Consider the following 16894-nt stretch of genomic DNA (forward strand, 5'->3'; position numbering starts at 1 on the left):
GGCATCGCCGATTAAATTTTGCCGCTATGCGAGTCTGGCGCTCAAAGCACTGTGTCGCGATACAAGGCGCGGTAAAATTTTATTTATTAGACACGGCAAGGCGCTTTTGTTTCAAATTTATGAGCGGTAGGCGCTTCATCTCTCGCTAATCGTATCGCCCGTTTAAATTTCGGGCAACCGCCGAGCGATTTTATTGCTGATTAAATTTAGGGCAACTACCGAGAGATTGCGCCGCTGATTAAATTTTTACGTTTTGCCAAAATTACGCTTCGGTGAAAATTCCGCCCGGCCTAAATTTGGTCGATGCAAAATCAGCCGCAATGCGCCCTGCTAATTTGTGAGTTTAAGTGTTTCGATTAGGCTTAAAATTTTGCGGATCTGCGTTTGGTATTCGCGCGCAAGCTCTATGCTAGCAGGCCTATCAAAAAGCGTAGTTTCGAAAAGATCGGGCGCGCCTTTTAAAAATAGATATAAGCGCTCATCCATAAATACCGCGCTCAAGCTGAACTCGCCGTTCGTTTCGCGATTTATTTCGCGCAGACGCTCCATAAACGCGGGCGTTAGCAGATAGCGCGCTTCTACTTTGTCATCCGCAAACACGCGAAAATCGCGCATAAAATCCACATCGTCCATCATCTCTTTTTCGCCGAAGATCTTGGCGTTTAGCTCCCTGCTTACCACTATCGTTTTGCCCGAGGTTTTTTTCGCGAGCTCGCAGATCAGTACGTTGCCGTCAAAGTCCATATAATTATCATAGAATATTTTGATCAACATAATCGCCGCTATGAGCGGATTATCCGTTTTCATGTAAAACCTGCTATTGCTATGTACCTCGCTGAGGCTAAATTTAATCCCGCAGTACACGCCCGTAATCCGATCCTCGCTTTTGATCCTAGATTTCCTATAAATTCTAAATTTTTGAAATTCCTCTTCTTGCATACCGGTATATGGATCATATTTTAAACCGGCATCTATATCGTTTATTACGGCGCGGACGAATATCTCTTTGTAAAATTTGTAGTAGCGAATTTCTGCTTCAGTTTCTTGACCGGCACAATGAAGAAGAAATATCCAAAAGATCTGAAAAAGGATCAGGGCGCCCAAAAATTCGGCAATTTTTATCAGAGGAGTGTCTACTTTAACGCCGTCTGGATACACTAATACGAATAGGACCGCAAAAAAGGCGGCTATACTGAGGTAGCGGTATCTATTAAAAGCTCTAGCGCACGCTTTTTGTTCGGTTAAAGTCTGCGAAACGACATCTTGCAGAGCAGACGACATATCTATCCTTGAGAAAAATTTCGCCCGTATTGTAGCAAAATTTAGCGGAATTCATAAAGAGCGAATTTCGCCTCATAATTAAATAGTCGAGATCGGAGCTTAATTTACGCAGTCCTTGCGGCGTAAATTTTAAAATCTTACTATTCTGAAAACAATTCGCACCGGATTTAAAATTTAACGCATTGCGTAAGCTTATATTTCACGCGAGCCGCTTTTGAAAATTTGCATTAAAACCTTGCGATTACAGTATCCTGAGGTTGTCTGAGATGAAATACATAAAAACTCCGAGCCCAAACATCACGAAAAGCCCCAAAAATTCGACGTAAAGCTTCAGGCTTACGAGCCGCTTTGAGCTTAGTTCGTTTGCTTTCGCGCCGAAAAGCGCGGCTAAAAATATCACGACGCTCATTCCAAAACCGATGAAAAGCGCACTCGCGACGCTAAGCGCGAAGCTACCGAGGCTGAAAGCAAGCACGAAAATCAGGATCGTGCCTGGGCAGGGTACGAGCGCCGCCGCAAGTGCGATAAGCCACTCTCGCCCTTTCTCGCCGTCGTAGGTCGTGCCATTTTGCAGCGAGCGAGATGAGGTTTGGCTTTTGAAATTTATAGAATTTAAAGCCTTTTTTTGCTCGTTTTGGCTCGGCGAGTTTTTTTCTAAATCCGCGTTTAAATTTAAATCCGAATTTGACTCTGCCGCGGCGTCGCCTAAATTTTTGGTATCCAAATACTGCGCGGATTCGCCGCTAGGGGTTTTAAATTTAGAAAATTTATAGCTCTTTGACGCTGCGTGAGCGGAATTCTCGGCGTTTGCAAATGCCATATTTTTTAAGCGGGCGTCCGTCTCTGTGGTCTTTGCGACGGAAGCGCAAGCGGCGCAGGAGCAGCCCGCATCGTGGTGGGCGCCCGATCTTACGCGGCGAGCTTTGTCGTAGATGATGAGCGCCGTTATGACGATGATCAGAAGTGCCGAAATTTTCGTTGTGATCGAGGCGGAGTTTGCAGAGACGAGGCCCGCGACGTTTTGCAGCACGAACATGCTCGCGCTTACTAAAACGAGCGCTCCCAGGACGTGTAGAAGCCCGATTTTAAGGGCAAATCCGAAGGCTTTGACGTAGCTGCCGCCATGGGCTAGGAAATAGCTCGCCGTTAGCAGCTTCGCGTGCCCTGGACCCGCCGCGTGGAAAAAGCCGTATATGAAAGAAAGCGCCAAGACCCATAGGATGGTGCTCGCGCTTGCATGCTCGCTGCTTGCGCGAAACGCCGTTTTGAGACTTTTCATAAAATCCATCGTCTTTTGCGCGACAAATCCCAGCGAGACCTCTTTGTGCTGCTCGCTTGAAATCTCGTCGCTGTCGGATGCGGCGCCGTTTTTGCTCGCGCTATTTTGCGCTAAATTTGAATCATCGCCTAAAGAAGCCGCAGCGTTTTCTCCATTTTTTGCGGCGGCTTCTAAGCTTTCGCTGCCTAAGTGGTCGGAATTTGCGGGACCACCTTTTGCTTGCGCGTCCTTTTTGGCGGCTTTATTGATCTGCGCGATAGCATCCGAAGCGGCGATATTTTTTTGCGCCTGCGCAGTCGCCTCCGAAACGATGTCGCCGACCGATCTTTGGTTTGATTTGCGCGCAGAGCCCATATTTGGCTGCTTGGCTTGCTCGCTCTGCGTGAGTTTATCTTCCGAGCCCGCAAGGTCCTGCTCACTAGATGCAAGACCATCCTGCGTTAAATCGGGGCTCGGCGCGCTTGAAATAGACGGCTTTTTTTCTGTAAGTTTGAGCTTTTCGCCGCTAAATTCTATAAAAGTGGTGGCTAAATTTGAATTAGGCTTCGCTACAAAGCCCTCGCCTAGATTAATGGGCTTGTCGTCAAGCATTTTGAAATTGAAAAATCCCTGATCGTCGTTAATGGAAATTTTAAGAACGCGGCCGTTTCGCAGCTCGAAACCGACCTCTTGATCGAACTCGAACGCAAGCCTGCCCTTTTTAATGAGGCTTTTTGCGTTTTTAAAATTTCCCTTGATCTGCGTGCCTACTAGGTTGCTAAGCGCGGGCTTTGCGTTTTTTGGCGCTTGATCGTAGAATTCCGCCTCGCAAAGGTAGTTTTTAGGGGTAAGATAATCGGTCATCGCCTTAGTTATCTCGGCAAGCTCGCTATTTTCAAGCTTGCCGTTGGAATTTATATCGTAGGTCTGCATTATGACGTCGGTAAAATTTTGAGAGAAAAGCCACGAAAAATGCAGGCTCACGATCTTGCCGTCTTGTGCGACGGGAGTGATGCTAACGTGCGCAGTGGGCGTGTATAGGGCGCACAGAGCGCACGCAAATATCCGCGAGCTAAAGATCGCGGATAAAAGTAAAATTTTAATAAATTTCATTAAACTACAAATTTTCTCCGAAAACGTTGATCGTCTTTTTCATCGTCTCATACCAATCTAGCGGCAGCTGATCGATCTCCATCACCTTTGCGCCTGTTTGTGCAGCGATGGTTTGCGCTGCCTTTTTGGAAAACTGCGGTGCGACGAAAATCACCTTGATCTTTTCCTCTTTGGCTTCCTCGATTAGCTCGGCTAAATCCGCAGGCTTAGGCTCTTTGCCCTCCACTTCGACTGCGATCTGCTCCAAATCGTATCGGTGCGCGAAATAGCCCCAAGACGGATGATAAACCATAAATTTCTTTCCCTTGACGCCCGCTAATTTTTGCTTCGCGTAAGCGTCCAGCTCGTCCAGCTTTTTAGCAAATTTATCAAAATTTGCTTCGTAAATTTTAGCATCCTTAGGATACTGTTTGGTTAACGCGTCTTTAATATTTTTAGCTTGAATTTTTACAAGCTGCGGATCGAGCCAGATATGTGGGTCTAAACCGTCATGGTGATGATGGTGCTCGGCGTGGTCGTGATGCTCTTTTTCATCGTGATCGTGGTGCGCGTCGTGCTCTTTGCCGTCGTGGTGAGCACTATGATCGTGCGCGTCGTGCTCGTCATGATGGTGCGCCGTCATAGCCATCTTTTCGATGCCCTCTTCGGTGCGGACTATCTTCATCTTTGGATACGCCGCGGCGAGCTTCGGTAGCCAAATTTCATCAAATTCTATACCGACTGCAAAATACAGATCGCTGTTTTGCACCATCTTCATCTCCGAAGGCTTGGGCTCGTATGTGTGCGGATCGGCGCCCTTGCCGACCATCGTATTTACCTGTAGCGTGTCGCCCGCGATCTGCTCGACGAAATACTTCGTCGGAAGTATAGTCGTACTGACCGTAGGTTTGGCAAACAATGCGCAACTCATCGCAAAAAGCGCGAAAACAATCTTTTTCATAAAATTCCTTTCCGAAAAAATTGCGAAAGTATATCGTATGCAACTTAGTTGCAACTTAATATAAATTTATCTAAATTTCGCTATCATCGCTTAAATTTTAAAAAAGGCGCAAAATGGATCCCAAAGATTTTTTAGCGAGTCACGATATTGCTCCTACAGCACTTAGAGTGCAGATCGTGCAGATCCTAAGCGAGAAAAAATGCCCGGTAAGCTATGATGAACTAGTAGAACAAACGGGTGCGAATAAAACCACGATATATCGCAATATAGCGCTTTTGGAAGAGAAAAATTTGATAATTACCAGCGAAAATAATCATAAAAGCTTTTATGAGCTCACCGACGGCGCAAAAGCGTATTTTGTCTGCGAAAGCTGCCATAAAATGGAGGAGATTTCGATGCCAGCTTTGCCACAAAAAAATGTCAAAAGTGTGCTTGTGCGAGGATTGTGCGAGAAGTGCGGCGGCTGAGGCGGGAAATTTAATAAAAAGCGCTCAAGGAAATTTGGCTAAAACGCTAGGGCAAAATTTAACCGATTTTTAACGGATTTTTATAAAACAAACGATATAATCCGAGCGTTTCATATTTTAAAAGGGAAAATTTAGTGAATAAAAACGATACGATAAAAGCAATAGAGAAGTTTGTAAGTTCTCAAGAAATGACGATGTTTCGCCTGAAAAAGGGTATCTACGGCGATGCGATGAAAAACCTGGATCAGGTTTTTACGCCGTATAAGGAGTTTGCCGAGTTTTTCAAAAATCCCGCAAATAGGCTGCAAGAGCTGTTAGGCAACATCGCGTACGAATCGATTTTAAACTACACTGAAGCAGGGCTATCGCACTGCGAGAAGATCCACTCGATCTATTTTGTGGAATCCAAAGGATTTTTCAAAAGCGGGCTAAAGTATATCGAGCCTGATGCGACCGCTAGAGAAAGAGCCAAGAGCTATTACGACAAATTGCTGGAAAATAATGAGAAGCTTAACGAATATATCGATATCGGCTTGCAAAGGCTACATGGCTTAGAAGCGAAGGTTTTCGAGTAGGCCAGGTTAGTTTTGGGATTTGATTTGCGTGGCGAAATTCTATCGCAAATTCTTGGCGCTTAAAATTCTATGATTAAATTTCATACCTTTTGCAGATCGCAAACTTATACTATTTAATTCCGCGTTAGCGCCGCTTTTAATTGCGCATATAGCAAATAGGGTGGCTTGAGCAATTCCGTGGCGGTAGGCATTATCCGATACGATCAAAGAAATAATCTAAATTTTTAAAGCTCAACGAAGCGGGTTAAAATAAGCAAGCTTGGCTAAATTCCGTGGAGCGACTAAAGCAGGCTCTAGCATAAACTAGCGCTTGGTCGGAGTCTGCGAATTTGAAATTTCGCGGTTAGCGCGAACGGGAATTTAAAATTCTAGCGCTACTTCAGATTCCTTTGAAATGCGGAATTTTAAAGTAGGTATTGCGCCTGCAACAAGCAAAACGCAAGATTTGAAATTTACTAGAAAATGCTCGCTGCAAAGTAAAATTTAAGAGCCAGGCTGCAGGGCGATGCGGCGTAAATTTTAATTTACTCTGTAGCGCAAAACGCATTCAGCAAGAGATATTTTTGGAAGCGGAAAGGGCGATAGAGAGCCGTAACGAATTATATTTGATTGCGCTAATACGGGCATTGTTGGTATATGCAGTGATGTAGCCGATACGTAAAAATTATTTAGCGGTGTCAATATGGTGAAGCGTGCGGTGTAGATTTTAACTTGTTTTGGCGCGCTGTTTTAATATCTCTATCGCGCGCGGCAAATTTAAGCGGCTAAACTTATTACGATTAAAAAATTCTAAACGCGGATTAAAGCTTGGCGGCGAAATAAGCCTTGCTAGCACTCTGCTGCATCTTAATTTCGCCGCAAGCAACTTTATTTATCTGCCTTTTCGGCTTTATATTGCGCTAGCAAGCTGCCTAGCTCATCTTTTATGCGAAGCTTTTCTTTCTTCATCGCATCGATCTCCAGATCGCTCATATGCACTCTGCCGGCTTGTGCGTCGGCGATCTTGTGATCCAGCTCGTCGTGTTTCTCGAAAAGCGAATCAAATCGCGCGTTTTTGCCTTTTAACTCAGTGATTAAATCTCTGTATTCATGAAACATGTCTACTCCTTTAAAAAATTTATTCAAGTATATCAATAAAGCGCTTAAAACCTAATTTCAGCTATCAAATTTAGACTGAATTTCACGCATGAGATTCCAAATTTTAAGAGGTAAAATTTTTAGCCTTTAAAAATTTAAAATAGGCAAATTTAAATGATAAAATTTTAAGAGCAGAGCTTTAAAGCCCTGCCGCTTTCGCTATTTTCGAGACGAGATTTTTAGGTTATGAAGCGAGCTGCGAATCTTTATGATCTATAATCCGCGTTGATTTTTACGTAGTCGTAGCTAAGATCGCAGCCGTATGCGCTAAACTCGCCATCTCCGAGCCCCAAATCGCACCAGATCGTAAAGCTTTTTTGCTGCATTACGGCGTGAGCCGCAGCCTCGCGCGCGGCGTCCAGCTCGTGATTTTGCGCATCATAAAGCAGCACGTCGCCGTATTTGATACGCAGCCTTTCTTCGTCGCATTCGATACCGCAGGCGCCTATAGTGGAGGCTATGCGACCCCAATTCGGGTCTTCGCCGAAGATCGCCGTTTTAACAAGCGGCGAATTGCTTAGCGCCTTTGCCGCCGTGCGGGCGTCCCCAGCATTTGCGGCACCGCTTACTCTAAATCGCACCAGCTTGGTTGCGCCTTCGCCGTCTTTTACCAGCATCAGAGCAAGCTCGCGCGTAAGGGAGTTTAGTGCGGACGCGAAAGCTTCCTTTTCGTAGGCGCATTTTGCGCTGCTGCAGAGCATAATCGTATCGTTGGTGGAGGTATCACCGTCGACGCTTACGGTGTTGAAACTCTGCTCCGCTGCCTTTTTTAGCAGCTCGTCCATATCCGCGCGCGGGATTTTTGCATCGGTTAGAATGAAGCAGAGCATGGTCGCAAGCGCAGGATTGATCATGCCTGCACCCTTGCAAACGGCTGCGATGTGAAATTTCTCGCCGTTTTCTAAAGAAATTTCATACGCAAGCTCTTTTTTTATCGTATCTGTCGTCATAATGGCAGTGGCTAGGGCGTTCGAGTTTCGTGCCGAGAGGTTAAAATTTTGCGCGGCGGCGATAATTTTTTCCTTTTTGAGGCGGTATCCGATGACGCCGGTGGAGCTCATGACGGGGTTTATCAGAGGGATTTTTTTGCTAAGCTCGCTAAAAATTTCATCGATATCGGCGATGCCTTGCTTCCCGGTCATCGAGTTTGCGTTTTTAGAATTTACGAGGATAAAATTTGTTTTAAGTTCTCCGCCCGCGCGCTCTTGCGCCATTTTGAAATGCCTAATCGGCGCTGCTTGAAATTTATTGCTCGTAAAGATCGCGCTTACGGCAAAGGGCTCATCCGCGCGGATAAATCCTAGATCGTTACCCTCTTTTTTAAAGCCCGAATTCACGCCGTCAAAATAGAAGCCCCCTACATTTTGTAACCCAAGCTCAAGCGAGGCGATTTTAAACATATCTCATCTCCTGCGGCTTGTATTTGCTGCGGATGAGTTTTTTAGTGTTGCGGATGCCCTCTGCCGTGCCGATGACTAAAAATTTTACCCCCGTGCCAATCAGATAGTCGCCGCTTGGCATCGGAATGAAGCGGTTGTTCGGCTCCTTAATGCCCACGACGTCGGCGTTTGTAAAATCGCGCAAGCGAGTTTCTTTTAGGCGCTTGAAGCGGATCCACGAAAAATCGGGCACCGTGATCTCCTCGATATCGATGAGGGAGTCTTTTTTATACAAAAATCGCTCCAAAATGTTTTCCATATCGGGGCGCACGCTGATCGCAGAGAGCCTTTGTGCGGCGAGTTTGGACGGCGAGACGATAGAATTTGCGCCGAGTTTTTTTAGCCTCTGCGTATCGCTGTCGTCGTCGCTGTTTGCCATTATGGAGTAGGGGGTGATGCGGCCAAGCTCCTTTTCGTAGAGGCGTACCAGCGATATTATCGCGATATTATCGGCTAAATTTGGACTTAGCGTGATGACAGATTTTGCAGATGACAGATGCGCTTTTAGCATCGTGGTTTCCACGTGCGGCTCGCCTACGATGAAGTAGGGGTAGCGGTTTTCCTCGGCGATTTTGGCTAAATTCGGATCTGGATCGATCACCACGAAGGGTAGGTGGTTTTCGCGAAACTGCTTGGCAAGCTCGGCGCAGTAGATGTTGTTGTAACAGATAATGTAGTGGTTTTTGAGCCTTGCGATGTTATTGATCATTCGTTGCTCCCTAAGTAAATTTTGAAGTTTGCCGTTTTTTATGACCTCGACGACGACGCCCAGGCAAAACGAAAAGGTTCCAAAGCCCATGAGGATGAATAAGACGGTAAAAATTCTACCCGCGGGCGATATCGGCGCTACTTCGGTAAAGCCTACCGTCGTGAAGGTCATACCCGCCTGATAAAAGGCATCCACGAGCGAAAAGCCCGCTATAAAGACATAGCCTAATGTGCCGATTAGCATCATCAGCACGATGGTTATAAGTGGTAAGCGAAAAGGACGTAGCTGGTCGTAAATTTCTGTGTAGAGGTTGATGTCCGGCTTAGTCGAGCCGGACCAGTCGAGGAATCGCTTGATCTTGTCCAAAACAGACATAAATTCCTCTTTAAGAGGTTATTTTGATAGCTTTTTCATAGTTCTTAGAGTAGAGGCTGCGACTTTGATCCTTTTAGTCGTGCCGTCTTCAAGCTGTACGCGCATGCTGCGTAAATTTACATGAAATTTCTTCTTCGTCTTGTTGTTTGCGTGGCTGACGTTGTTGCCTACCATCGCACCTTTGCCGGTTATCGCGCATCTTCTTGCCATAATAAATCCTTGGTGATTAAAATAAATGGCAATTATAGCGAAAAAATTTCAAATTATGCTTAAAATTCGCCGCGGTTCAAATTTAGCGAAATTTATGACAAAACTAAGTAAAATTCCGCATCTTGAAATTTTAAAGGAATCTTAATGTATGTCGCACCCAGCATTTTATCGGCGGATTTCGGAAGGCTTGCGGAGGAAATTCGCGCAGTCTGCGAAGCGGGCGCCGATCTCATTCACGTAGATGTGATGGACGGACATTTCGTACCCAATCTCACGATCGGACCGCTCGTAGTAAGCGCCGCGGCAAAGGCAAGCAGCAAGCCTTTGGATATTCATCTGATGGTTAAAAACGTGCCGTTTTTCGTCGATCTTTTTTTGCCGCTAAAGCCGAAATTTCTTAGCTTCCACATCGAGGAGGAGACCCATCCGCTGCGCCTCATAGATCATATCCGCCGCAGCGGCGTCTCGCCCGCAGTCGTGTTGAATCCGCACACCCCGCTTAGCACACTGGAGTTTATCTTGGGCGAAGTGGATATGGTTCTTTTGATGAGCGTTAATCCGGGCTTTGGCGGGCAGAAATTTATCCCCTCCGCGCTTGAAAAAATTAAGCAGCTGCGCGAGCTGATCGATCGCAAAGGCGCAAAATGTCTCATCGAGGTCGACGGCGGCGTAAATGGGCTGAATATTGCTGGTATCGACGAAGCGGGCGCCGACGTCGTGGTAGCGGGCAACTACATATTTTCTTCAAACGATTACGCGGAGGCGATCCGTGCGCTTAAAATTTAGGCGCGGCACAGGGGTAAAATTTTGACGCGCCAGATCGAAAATTTAATAAATTTACTGGCTCAAAAGAGCATAAATTATTACGATTTTATCTTAAAAGCAAGCGACATTGCCGAAATTACCGAGCTTTTCGAGCCCAAAGACCTCTCGATGTGGCGGGCGCTGGGCATAGAGATAATAAAACTCGACAACGGCAAAATCACGCTCAAAACCCGCGAGACGGATATTTCGGATGAAATCTTTTGCTTCGTGGACATCGAGACGAACGGTGGGCTCTCAAACGGCCAGATCATCGAAATCGGCGCGATAAAAACGCGCGGCACGCAGGAGCTGGATCGCTTTGAAAGCTTCGTTTACGCGCCCGTCGTGCCTGAAAATATCACGGAGCTTACCGGTATTCGCGCGGACGATCTTGTGGGCGCACCGCCGCTAGCTAGCGTGCTGGAGCGGTTTAGGCTGTTTTTAGGCGATAGCGTTTTTGTGGCGCACAACGTCAAATTTGACTACGGCTTCATCGACGCGAGCCTGCAAAAATGCGGCTTCGGGATGCTTTTAAATCGCAGGCTCTGCACCGTCGAGCTCGCGCGCCGCACGATCGAGGCGCAAAGATACGGGCTCGGCTCGCTAAAAGAGCTTTTAGGCGTGCAAAACGTCCACCATCGCGCATTTAGCGACGCCGTTTCCTGCTTTGAAATTTTTAAATTCGCTCTAAAGCGGCTGCCGTGGAGCGTGCAAAGCACCGAGGATCTGATACTTTTTAGCAAAACCGCAAAGAGCCTGGCGCTGCCTAAGCCGCAGATTTCGGAGCGCGGCGAGGGCGAAATTTTATAAATTGCGCGCCGAATTAAGAGACGAAATTTTAGTGAAATTTCGCACCGCCGTTTGAGAGGTAAAATTTGCACTTTTAAGCGGCGGCGCGAATTTAAAGCGCTACTGCGGCGAGATGTGATTGCGAGCGAACCGAAACGGCGTGAATTTAAGCAGGCGCAGTTTTAAATCGCATTGCGATCGCACCGGATTTAAGTGCAAATGCCTGCAGCAGCGCCCTCCGCGTATGCCGGCTAGGCGGATCATGCGATTTTAATTTGCTCGGGCGGATGCGGCAGCGAGCGCTCGTGGAGTCTTTTTACTTTCGCGGTTTTGATTTTTGCGGCGATAAATTTTGCGCCCGTCCGCGGTTTTATAACCTTGCTTCGGGCGAATTTTATGAGCGCTCGCAGTCGCGCGGATGCGTCCGAAACGTCGCGCGCTTTAAATTTTAATTTAGCCTAGGCGCGCGAATCCGATGCTTTAAACTCTAAAATCAATAAATTTTGCCCGCGCCTGCGCGTCTTTTGCGTCCCAAAAGCGATAAATTTAGCGTGCCCGCACCGCCGCCGCAGATACGCTAGGCGCGAGGGTTTTCTGCATTCGTCGCTTGGATTTTGATATTTGATTTTAGCTTGACGACCTGGTCGGTACGTGCCCGTGCCGCAAATTTTAAAATAGAGCTTTATAAAATTTTTTAGTGCCGACCGAAAATGAAATTTTACAAATTTTTATCGCAAAATACAGCGCGATTGGGGTAAATTTAACGCAAGCCTGACCCTGTCGTAGCGGCGCGCGGTAGCCGCATCTACACTAAATTTAGCAATAAGCAAATCCGCGATCCTAATAATACAAAATTTACGCAGACGCGACCCGCTCCGAATCAAAGCGTCATCGGAAGGCTGGCGGGCTTTGCGAGCGAGCGGAGTAATGCGCCGCCATTATCTTTGCAAGAAGCGCGATCTTGCGATTGAGCGGCCTTTTTCACCTCAAGACATATATCGCGGGCTAAAATTTAAACGGAATTTCATAAAGCGCGGCGCTGCTTTTAAATTTATGTTGCAAATTCCATAGGCTGCGAATATGGCGTTAAATTTTAAAATTCCGCACTCCGTAAAATTTCATATTAAAATTCTGCAGAGCATCAAATTTACAAATTTCGCTAGCCACCGAATTTGCAAAATGCCGCTCGCTTCAGATTCTGCACATTCTACGCGCAAAATAAAATTTCGCTTTGCTGCAGAATTTTCAAAAGACGAAATTTACAATTCGTAAAATCCTAAAAGAATAGAATTTTATAAAAGGCGTAATTTACAAAATTTCAAAAAGCGAAGTACGCGAGCTCTACAGCTCGCCGAAAAGCGCTTCGAGATTTTTAAGGCCTTCCTCCGTGGAGACCTTTTTCTCGCTTGCCGAACCGGTTTCGATAAGCTCGATCTCACAGCCGCATAGCATCGAGGCGAGGCGGATATTTAGGCCGTTTTTGCCGATCGCTTTACTTTTTTGATCTGGGTTTACATAGACGATCGCCTTGCCGTCCTGCGCTATTTTGACCGAGTTTACGATCGCAGGCGCCATTGCACGAGTGATCAAAATTTCGGGACTTGCGGAGTATTCAAACGCGTCGATGCTCTCGCCGCCGCTTCCGTCTTGCAAATTTTTGCTTAAAAATCTACTCACCGCGTCGATACGAGCGCCTCCTTTGCCGACGGTGGCGCCTACCGGATCGACATTTGGCGAGACGGCGCTAAGCGCGATCTTGGCGCGCCTGCCGGGGATTCTGGCGCAGGCTTGGATGATGACGCTGCCGTCTTTGATCTCGGGAACTTCGGCGGCGAGTAGGGCTTCTAGGAATTTCGGGCTGGTGCGCGAAAGTTCTAGCCTGATGCCGTGAGATTTGTCGATCGCTACGTTTTTGATGACGGCTTGCAGCACGTCGCCCACTTTGAAATTTTCGCCCTTGATGCGGTTTTTTTGCGGCATGAAAGCCTTCGTATCCTCGATCTCTACGTAGGTCGTGCCGTCGTGATCGATCTTAGTGACCGTGCCGTGGGTGAGGGTGCCCACCTTGCTTTTATAGTTTTCAAAAATTTTCTCTTCGAGCAGTCGCTGGATATGAAAATTTAGCTCTCTAGCCAGCACGCCGGAAGCCGTGCGACCGAGGTTTTCGATATTTATTTCGTAGCTTAACTCATCGCCGATCTCTGCGTTTTCGCCTATTTTTTTGGCTTCGCTAAGCGCGATGAAGTTGTGATCATCGAGCCGCTCATCATCATCTGCGACGACGTGGACCTTTTGGTAGAGCTTGACGCGTTTGGTCTGCGGATCGACTTCGCTGTCGTAGAGATACTCCTCGCCGAAAAGTCTTTTTGCGGTCTGGATGAACGCCGTTTTGACGCGCTCTTTCACGTCTGCGGGCTCAAGCCCCTTTTCATTTGCAATCGACTCGATGATGTCGGTGATTTTTTCCATAAATTTTCCTTAAGATTTGATTTTGTGCTACTAAATTTGGATTTTAAATTTTGAAGTGCGGTATTATATGGAATTTTGACTTTATTTTTATTTAAACGAATTATTATCTAAATTTCGCTAAACTCGCGGGTTTAAAACATAAATGAAAGGATAGATCATGCAGCTAAAACTTGCCAGAACGGAGCTTGCCTCTAAGCCAAAAAGCGTTAAGATCGAGGATTTGCAAGCCCAAGTAGAAAAGAGCGGACAAAAAATATTTTATCTGGATAGAGAAAATTCTCAAAAAGATTTAGCCGCTTTGGTGGATTTTTTCGACACTAAGGGTTTTAGCGTGTATCAGCGCATAGTGCGATACGGGCTGAACGAAAACGAGTATATGTACGAGGTGCATATCCTTTGAGCAAACTCCTCTTCATCCAGACCCTAGGTTGCGCGATGAACGTGCGCGATAGCGAGCATATTATCGCGCAGCTAAAAGAGCAAGATTACGAGATTACCGACGACGTAAATATTGCGGATCTGATCTTGATAAATACCTGCTCCGTGCGCGAAAAGCCAGTGCATAAGCTTTTTAGCGAGATCGGAGCTTTTGATAAGGCGCGAAAAAAGGGCTCCAAAATCGGCGTTTGCGGCTGCACCGCAAGCCATCTGGGCGGAGAAATTTTTAAGCGCGCACCATTCGTGGATTTCGTACTCGGCGCCAGAAACGTATCTAAAATTTCACAAGCCGTTCGTACGCCAAAATTTATCAGCACCGACATAAACTACGACGAGAGCGAGTTTGCCTTCGGAGATTTTGCGAGCTCGCCATATAAATCCTTCATAAACATAATGATCGGCTGCGACAAAAAGTGCTCCTACTGCATCGTGCCGCAGACTAGAGGCGATGAAATTTCGATCCCCGCTCAAATCATCTTGCGCGAAGCCGAAAGATCCGCCGCTCGCGGCGCTAAAGAGATATTTTTGCTCGGTCAAAACGTCAATAATTACGGCAAGCGCTTTTCTAATGCGCACGAAAAAATCGACTTCAGCGACCTGCTCATGCGGCTTAGCGAGATAGAGGGCATCGAGCGCATCCGCTTTACTAGCCCGCATCCGCTGCATATGGACGATAAATTTTTGGACGTTTTTTGCAATAATCCTAAAATTTGCAAATCGATGCATATGCCGCTACAAAGCGGCTCGAGTAAGGTTTTGCGCGATATGAAGCGCGGATATACCAAGCAGTGGTATCTAGACCGCGCGCTTAAACTGCGCCAAAGCTGCCCGGGCGTGGCGATCAGCACCGACATCATTGTGGGCTATCCGAGCGAGAGCGAGGAGGATTTTGCTGAGACGATGGAAGTGCTGGAGGCGGTGAGATTCGAGCAGGTTTTTTCCTTTAAATTTAGCCCACGACCGCTTACGCCGGCGGCAAATTTAAAGCCGCTGGATGATGAAATTTCAAGCGAAAGATTAAGCAGGCTGCAAAGCGCTCACGCTAAAATTTTAGACGAGATCGCAGGAGCGCAAAAAGATAAAATTTTCGACGTGTATTTCGAGGAGCTGCGCGAAAACAACCAAGTAGGCGGTAGAAGCTTTTCAAATTTTCTAATCTGCGCGCAAGGCGACGAGGAGCTGTTAGGCAAGACGCGCAGAGTACGTGTCGAAAAGACCGCCAGAATGGCGCTTTATGGAAAAGTTATCGCTTAAAAAGCGGTTGTTTTTCCGCGCCTCTGAATATCTCATTTTTATCCTGATTTGGTGTATTTTTTTAACGTGCAGGGTTAAATTTACCCCCACGAAACTGCCTGAAAAGCCCTGTATCGTCGTGTTTTGGCACGGAAGACTAGCGATGATGAGCTTTGCTTATAGGCGTTGGTGGTTGCGGGATTTCGGCAATGCTAAGCGAGCTAAGGTCATCATCAGCGATCATAAAGACGGCGAGATCATCACGCGCGTGATCTCGCATTTCGGTATCGGCGCGATTCGCGGCAGCAGTTTCAAGGGCGGAGCGCGCGCGCTTATGCGCGCGATCAAAGAGATAAAAAACGGCACCGACGTCATCATCACTCCCGACGGCCCGCGCGGCCCGCTTCACAGCGTCGCGGACGGAGCCGTGATCCTTGCGCAGCGGCTAAGCTTAGATATCTACGCGCTAAATTACGAAGCGAGCAGTTTTTGGAAATTTCGCAGCTGGGACGAGATGGTCTTGCCAAAGCCGTTTTCGCGCATAAATTACAGCCTCAGCGCGCCGCTAAATTTAGAAGGACTTGGCCTTGAAGCGGGCAAAGAGGCGATCAGGCAACTGCTTTTTGCAAGCGCCGAGCAGGACGTTAAATTTTAGTTTGAAATAATAGTGTTTCGGTATAATTGCAATTTTAGGAGAAAAAATGGCACTATTTAAAGCAAAATCATTCCTCGGCGTCGCTAAAAGTGCCGACGCATGCGAGTTTTTTTATAGAAAATTGGGCTTTGGTAAAAGAATTTTGGATGAGAAATCCGATCGTTTTCCTATCGCGCAAGAAAATGATCTGGCTACCTCGCTGGCGGGCTTTGCGGATCTGAGTGATAAAAATTTAATCTCTTGCGTGCTGATAGACGACGAAAATCAAAGAGTGCATTTTAACGAGGATTATATGATTAAAGAAAATAGCATTTATCAAAAAGTCGATGATAGCTTCATAGTGGAATTTCCGCGCTCAAGCGCGCAGGCTGCGGATGAGGCCTTCGGCACGAGCTTCGGCTCGCACACCAGCTTATTTAAAATTTTATACTTCCTACTGAAAAATCAAAGCGATTTTGAAAACATGGCGATGTTCGCACTGAAATTTAATAACCGCGCGTGTTTTGTCGTCGCCAACCAAGAGCGCGTGCTATATGCCGATATAATGCGTATCGACGAAGAGATGCAGGCAGCGATGAGCGATACTGACGAGCTATTTTACGAGCTTTTAAATTTTCAGATCGGGACCTTCTACAAATCCGAAAATAGCGAGTTTCTCACCAACGTTTTCATCTACTCCGACGGCACGCTCAGCAACGAGATCGGCTATGTGATTTTCACGCGCATCTACATCAAAACGAACCTAAAAAATCTAAATTTTGCCGATTACATTAACAAAATCGCGATGCTGGAAGCTCGGTAGATCAAATTTTTTGCTCCGCACCTAGGCAGAATTTTAAAATTTAATCTTCAGCTTTGCAAGACTGCGCTTGCTTGATGCGATTTAGTGCTCGTTTGTGCTGCGCTTTATTAAATTTATCTCGCGTTGCATAATGGAATTTTGACTAGGTAAAATCAATCCGTATTTAGACGGCTCGCTTAAATTTAAGCTTATTTGCCGCA

16 protein-coding genes are annotated in these 16894 nt (G+C 46.6%); 8 read left to right on the forward strand and 8 right to left on the reverse strand.

What is annotated here, in order from left to right:
* Positions 1-330: 330 nt before the first annotated feature.
* From Q0236_RS07385 to Q0236_RS07395, 3 genes are all read right to left on the reverse strand, one after another.
* Complete coding sequence (locus Q0236_RS07385; RefSeq protein ID WP_297916531.1) at positions 331-1281, reverse strand: DUF3137 domain-containing protein; 951 nt, start codon at positions 1279-1281, stop codon at positions 331-333.
* 241 nt (positions 1282-1522) lie between these two features.
* On the reverse strand, positions 1523-3652 hold the full coding sequence (locus tag Q0236_RS07390) for a DUF1007 family protein (RefSeq protein WP_297916533.1): 2130 nt from the start codon (positions 3650-3652) through the stop codon (positions 1523-1525).
* 4 nt (positions 3653-3656) lie between these two features.
* Positions 3657-4592: a zinc ABC transporter substrate-binding protein gene (locus Q0236_RS07395; RefSeq protein WP_297916535.1), complete on the reverse strand. Its 936-nt coding sequence runs from the start codon at positions 4590-4592 to the stop codon at positions 3657-3659.
* Between the two features lie 113 nt (positions 4593-4705).
* Here Q0236_RS07395 and Q0236_RS07400 point away from each other — a divergent pair, with 113 nt between their 5' ends.
* Together Q0236_RS07400 and Q0236_RS07405 are read left to right on the forward strand one after the other, a co-directional pair.
* On the forward strand, positions 4706-5059 hold the full coding sequence (locus Q0236_RS07400; protein ID WP_295152447.1) for an HTH domain-containing protein: 354 nt from the start codon (positions 4706-4708) through the stop codon (positions 5057-5059).
* A 134-nt stretch (positions 5060-5193) separates the two neighbouring features.
* The gene (locus Q0236_RS07405) at positions 5194-5634 is read left to right on the forward strand and encodes a hypothetical protein (RefSeq protein WP_005873131.1); all 441 of its coding nucleotides are present in this window, start codon (positions 5194-5196) and stop codon (positions 5632-5634) included.
* 867 nt (positions 5635-6501) lie between these two features.
* Here the strand turns inward: Q0236_RS07405 and Q0236_RS07410 are convergent.
* The 4 genes from Q0236_RS07410 to rpmB form a co-directional block, all read right to left on the reverse strand.
* The gene (locus Q0236_RS07410) at positions 6502-6732 is read right to left on the reverse strand and encodes a YdcH family protein (RefSeq protein ID WP_005873127.1); all 231 of its coding nucleotides are present in this window, start codon (positions 6730-6732) and stop codon (positions 6502-6504) included.
* A 245-nt stretch (positions 6733-6977) separates the two neighbouring features.
* Entirely contained in the window at positions 6978-8171 is a 1194-nt protein-coding gene (gene argJ / locus Q0236_RS07415; RefSeq protein WP_297916537.1) for a bifunctional glutamate N-acetyltransferase/amino-acid acetyltransferase ArgJ, read from the reverse strand.
* On the reverse strand, positions 8164-9294 hold the full coding sequence (locus Q0236_RS07420; protein ID WP_297916539.1) for a potassium channel protein: 1131 nt from the start codon (positions 9292-9294) through the stop codon (positions 8164-8166). Before Q0236_RS07420 ends, argJ begins: the two co-directional genes overlap by 8 nt.
* 18 nt (positions 9295-9312) lie before the next feature.
* Positions 9313-9504 carry a 50S ribosomal protein L28 gene (gene rpmB / locus Q0236_RS07425; RefSeq protein ID WP_297916541.1) on the reverse strand — a complete coding sequence of 64 codons (192 nt, stop codon included), beginning with the start codon at positions 9502-9504 and terminating at the stop codon, positions 9313-9315.
* 144 nt (positions 9505-9648) lie between these two features.
* Here rpmB and rpe point away from each other — a divergent pair, with 144 nt between their 5' ends.
* Positions 9649-10290, forward strand: coding sequence for a ribulose-phosphate 3-epimerase (rpe, locus tag Q0236_RS07430; RefSeq protein WP_297916543.1), 642 nt, complete (start codon positions 9649-9651; stop codon positions 10288-10290).
* A gap of 21 nt (positions 10291-10311) precedes the next feature.
* Positions 10312-11118 (forward strand): 3'-5' exonuclease, encoded by an 807-nt coding sequence (locus Q0236_RS07435; RefSeq protein WP_297916545.1) that lies wholly within the window; start codon positions 10312-10314, stop codon positions 11116-11118.
* 1320 nt (positions 11119-12438) lie between these two features.
* Here the strand turns inward: Q0236_RS07435 and nusA are convergent.
* Entirely contained in the window at positions 12439-13566 is a 1128-nt protein-coding gene (gene nusA / locus Q0236_RS07440) for a transcription termination factor NusA (protein WP_297916548.1), read from the reverse strand.
* 157 nt (positions 13567-13723) lie between these two features.
* Here nusA and Q0236_RS07445 point away from each other — a divergent pair, with 157 nt between their 5' ends.
* Genes Q0236_RS07445 through Q0236_RS07460 form a run of 4 tightly spaced genes read left to right on the forward strand, consistent with a single transcriptional unit; the run spans position 13724 to position 16694 of the window.
* Entirely contained in the window at positions 13724-13966 is a 243-nt protein-coding gene (locus Q0236_RS07445; RefSeq protein ID WP_005870077.1) for an HP0268 family nuclease, read from the forward strand.
* On the forward strand, positions 13963-15258 hold the full coding sequence (gene miaB / locus Q0236_RS07450) for a tRNA (N6-isopentenyl adenosine(37)-C2)-methylthiotransferase MiaB (protein WP_297916550.1): 1296 nt from the start codon (positions 13963-13965) through the stop codon (positions 15256-15258). The genes Q0236_RS07445 and miaB overlap by 4 nt, the downstream gene beginning before the upstream one ends.
* Positions 15239-15892 carry a lysophospholipid acyltransferase family protein gene (locus Q0236_RS07455; protein ID WP_297916552.1) on the forward strand — a complete coding sequence of 218 codons (654 nt, stop codon included), beginning with the start codon at positions 15239-15241 and terminating at the stop codon, positions 15890-15892. The genes miaB and Q0236_RS07455 overlap by 20 nt, the downstream gene beginning before the upstream one ends.
* A gap of 46 nt (positions 15893-15938) precedes the next feature.
* Positions 15939-16694, forward strand: a complete 756-nt coding sequence (locus Q0236_RS07460) for a hypothetical protein (protein WP_297916554.1) — start codon at positions 15939-15941, stop codon at positions 16692-16694.
* Positions 16695-16894 lie beyond the last annotated feature (200 nt).

It is taken from the genome of uncultured Campylobacter sp. (genome assembly GCF_938031315.1).
In the GTDB taxonomy this organism is placed as follows: domain Bacteria; phylum Campylobacterota; class Campylobacteria; order Campylobacterales; family Campylobacteraceae; genus Campylobacter_B.

Bases quoted from the DNA above. Each gene is read 5' to 3' on its own strand.
- Q0236_RS07385 (WP_297916531.1), bottom strand. From the start codon at position 1,281: ATGTCGTCTGCTCTGCAAGATGTCGTTTCGCAGACTTTAACCGAACAA.
- nusA (WP_297916548.1), bottom strand. From the start codon at position 13,566: ATGGAAAAAATCACCGACATCATCGAGTCGATTGCAAATGAAAAGGGG.
- Q0236_RS07390 (WP_297916533.1), bottom strand. From the start codon at position 3,652: ATGAAATTTATTAAAATTTTACTTTTATCCGCGATCTTTAGCTCGCGG.
- Q0236_RS07410 (WP_005873127.1), bottom strand. From the start codon at position 6,732: ATGTTTCATGAATACAGAGATTTAATCACTGAGTTAAAAGGCAAAAAC.
- Q0236_RS07455 (WP_297916552.1), top strand. From the start codon at position 15,239: ATGGAAAAGTTATCGCTTAAAAAGCGGTTGTTTTTCCGCGCCTCTGAA.
- Q0236_RS07445 (WP_005870077.1), top strand. From the start codon at position 13,724: ATGCAGCTAAAACTTGCCAGAACGGAGCTTGCCTCTAAGCCAAAAAGC.
- Q0236_RS07395 (WP_297916535.1), bottom strand. From the start codon at position 4,592: ATGAAAAAGATTGTTTTCGCGCTTTTTGCGATGAGTTGCGCATTGTTT.
- rpe (WP_297916543.1), top strand. From the start codon at position 9,649: ATGTATGTCGCACCCAGCATTTTATCGGCGGATTTCGGAAGGCTTGCG.
- rpmB (WP_297916541.1), bottom strand. From the start codon at position 9,504: ATGGCAAGAAGATGCGCGATAACCGGCAAAGGTGCGATGGTAGGCAAC.
- Q0236_RS07400 (WP_295152447.1), top strand. From the start codon at position 4,706: ATGGATCCCAAAGATTTTTTAGCGAGTCACGATATTGCTCCTACAGCA.
- Q0236_RS07420 (WP_297916539.1), bottom strand. From the start codon at position 9,294: ATGTCTGTTTTGGACAAGATCAAGCGATTCCTCGACTGGTCCGGCTCG.
- argJ (WP_297916537.1), bottom strand. From the start codon at position 8,171: ATGTTTAAAATCGCCTCGCTTGAGCTTGGGTTACAAAATGTAGGGGGC.
- Q0236_RS07460 (WP_297916554.1), top strand. From the start codon at position 15,939: ATGGCACTATTTAAAGCAAAATCATTCCTCGGCGTCGCTAAAAGTGCC.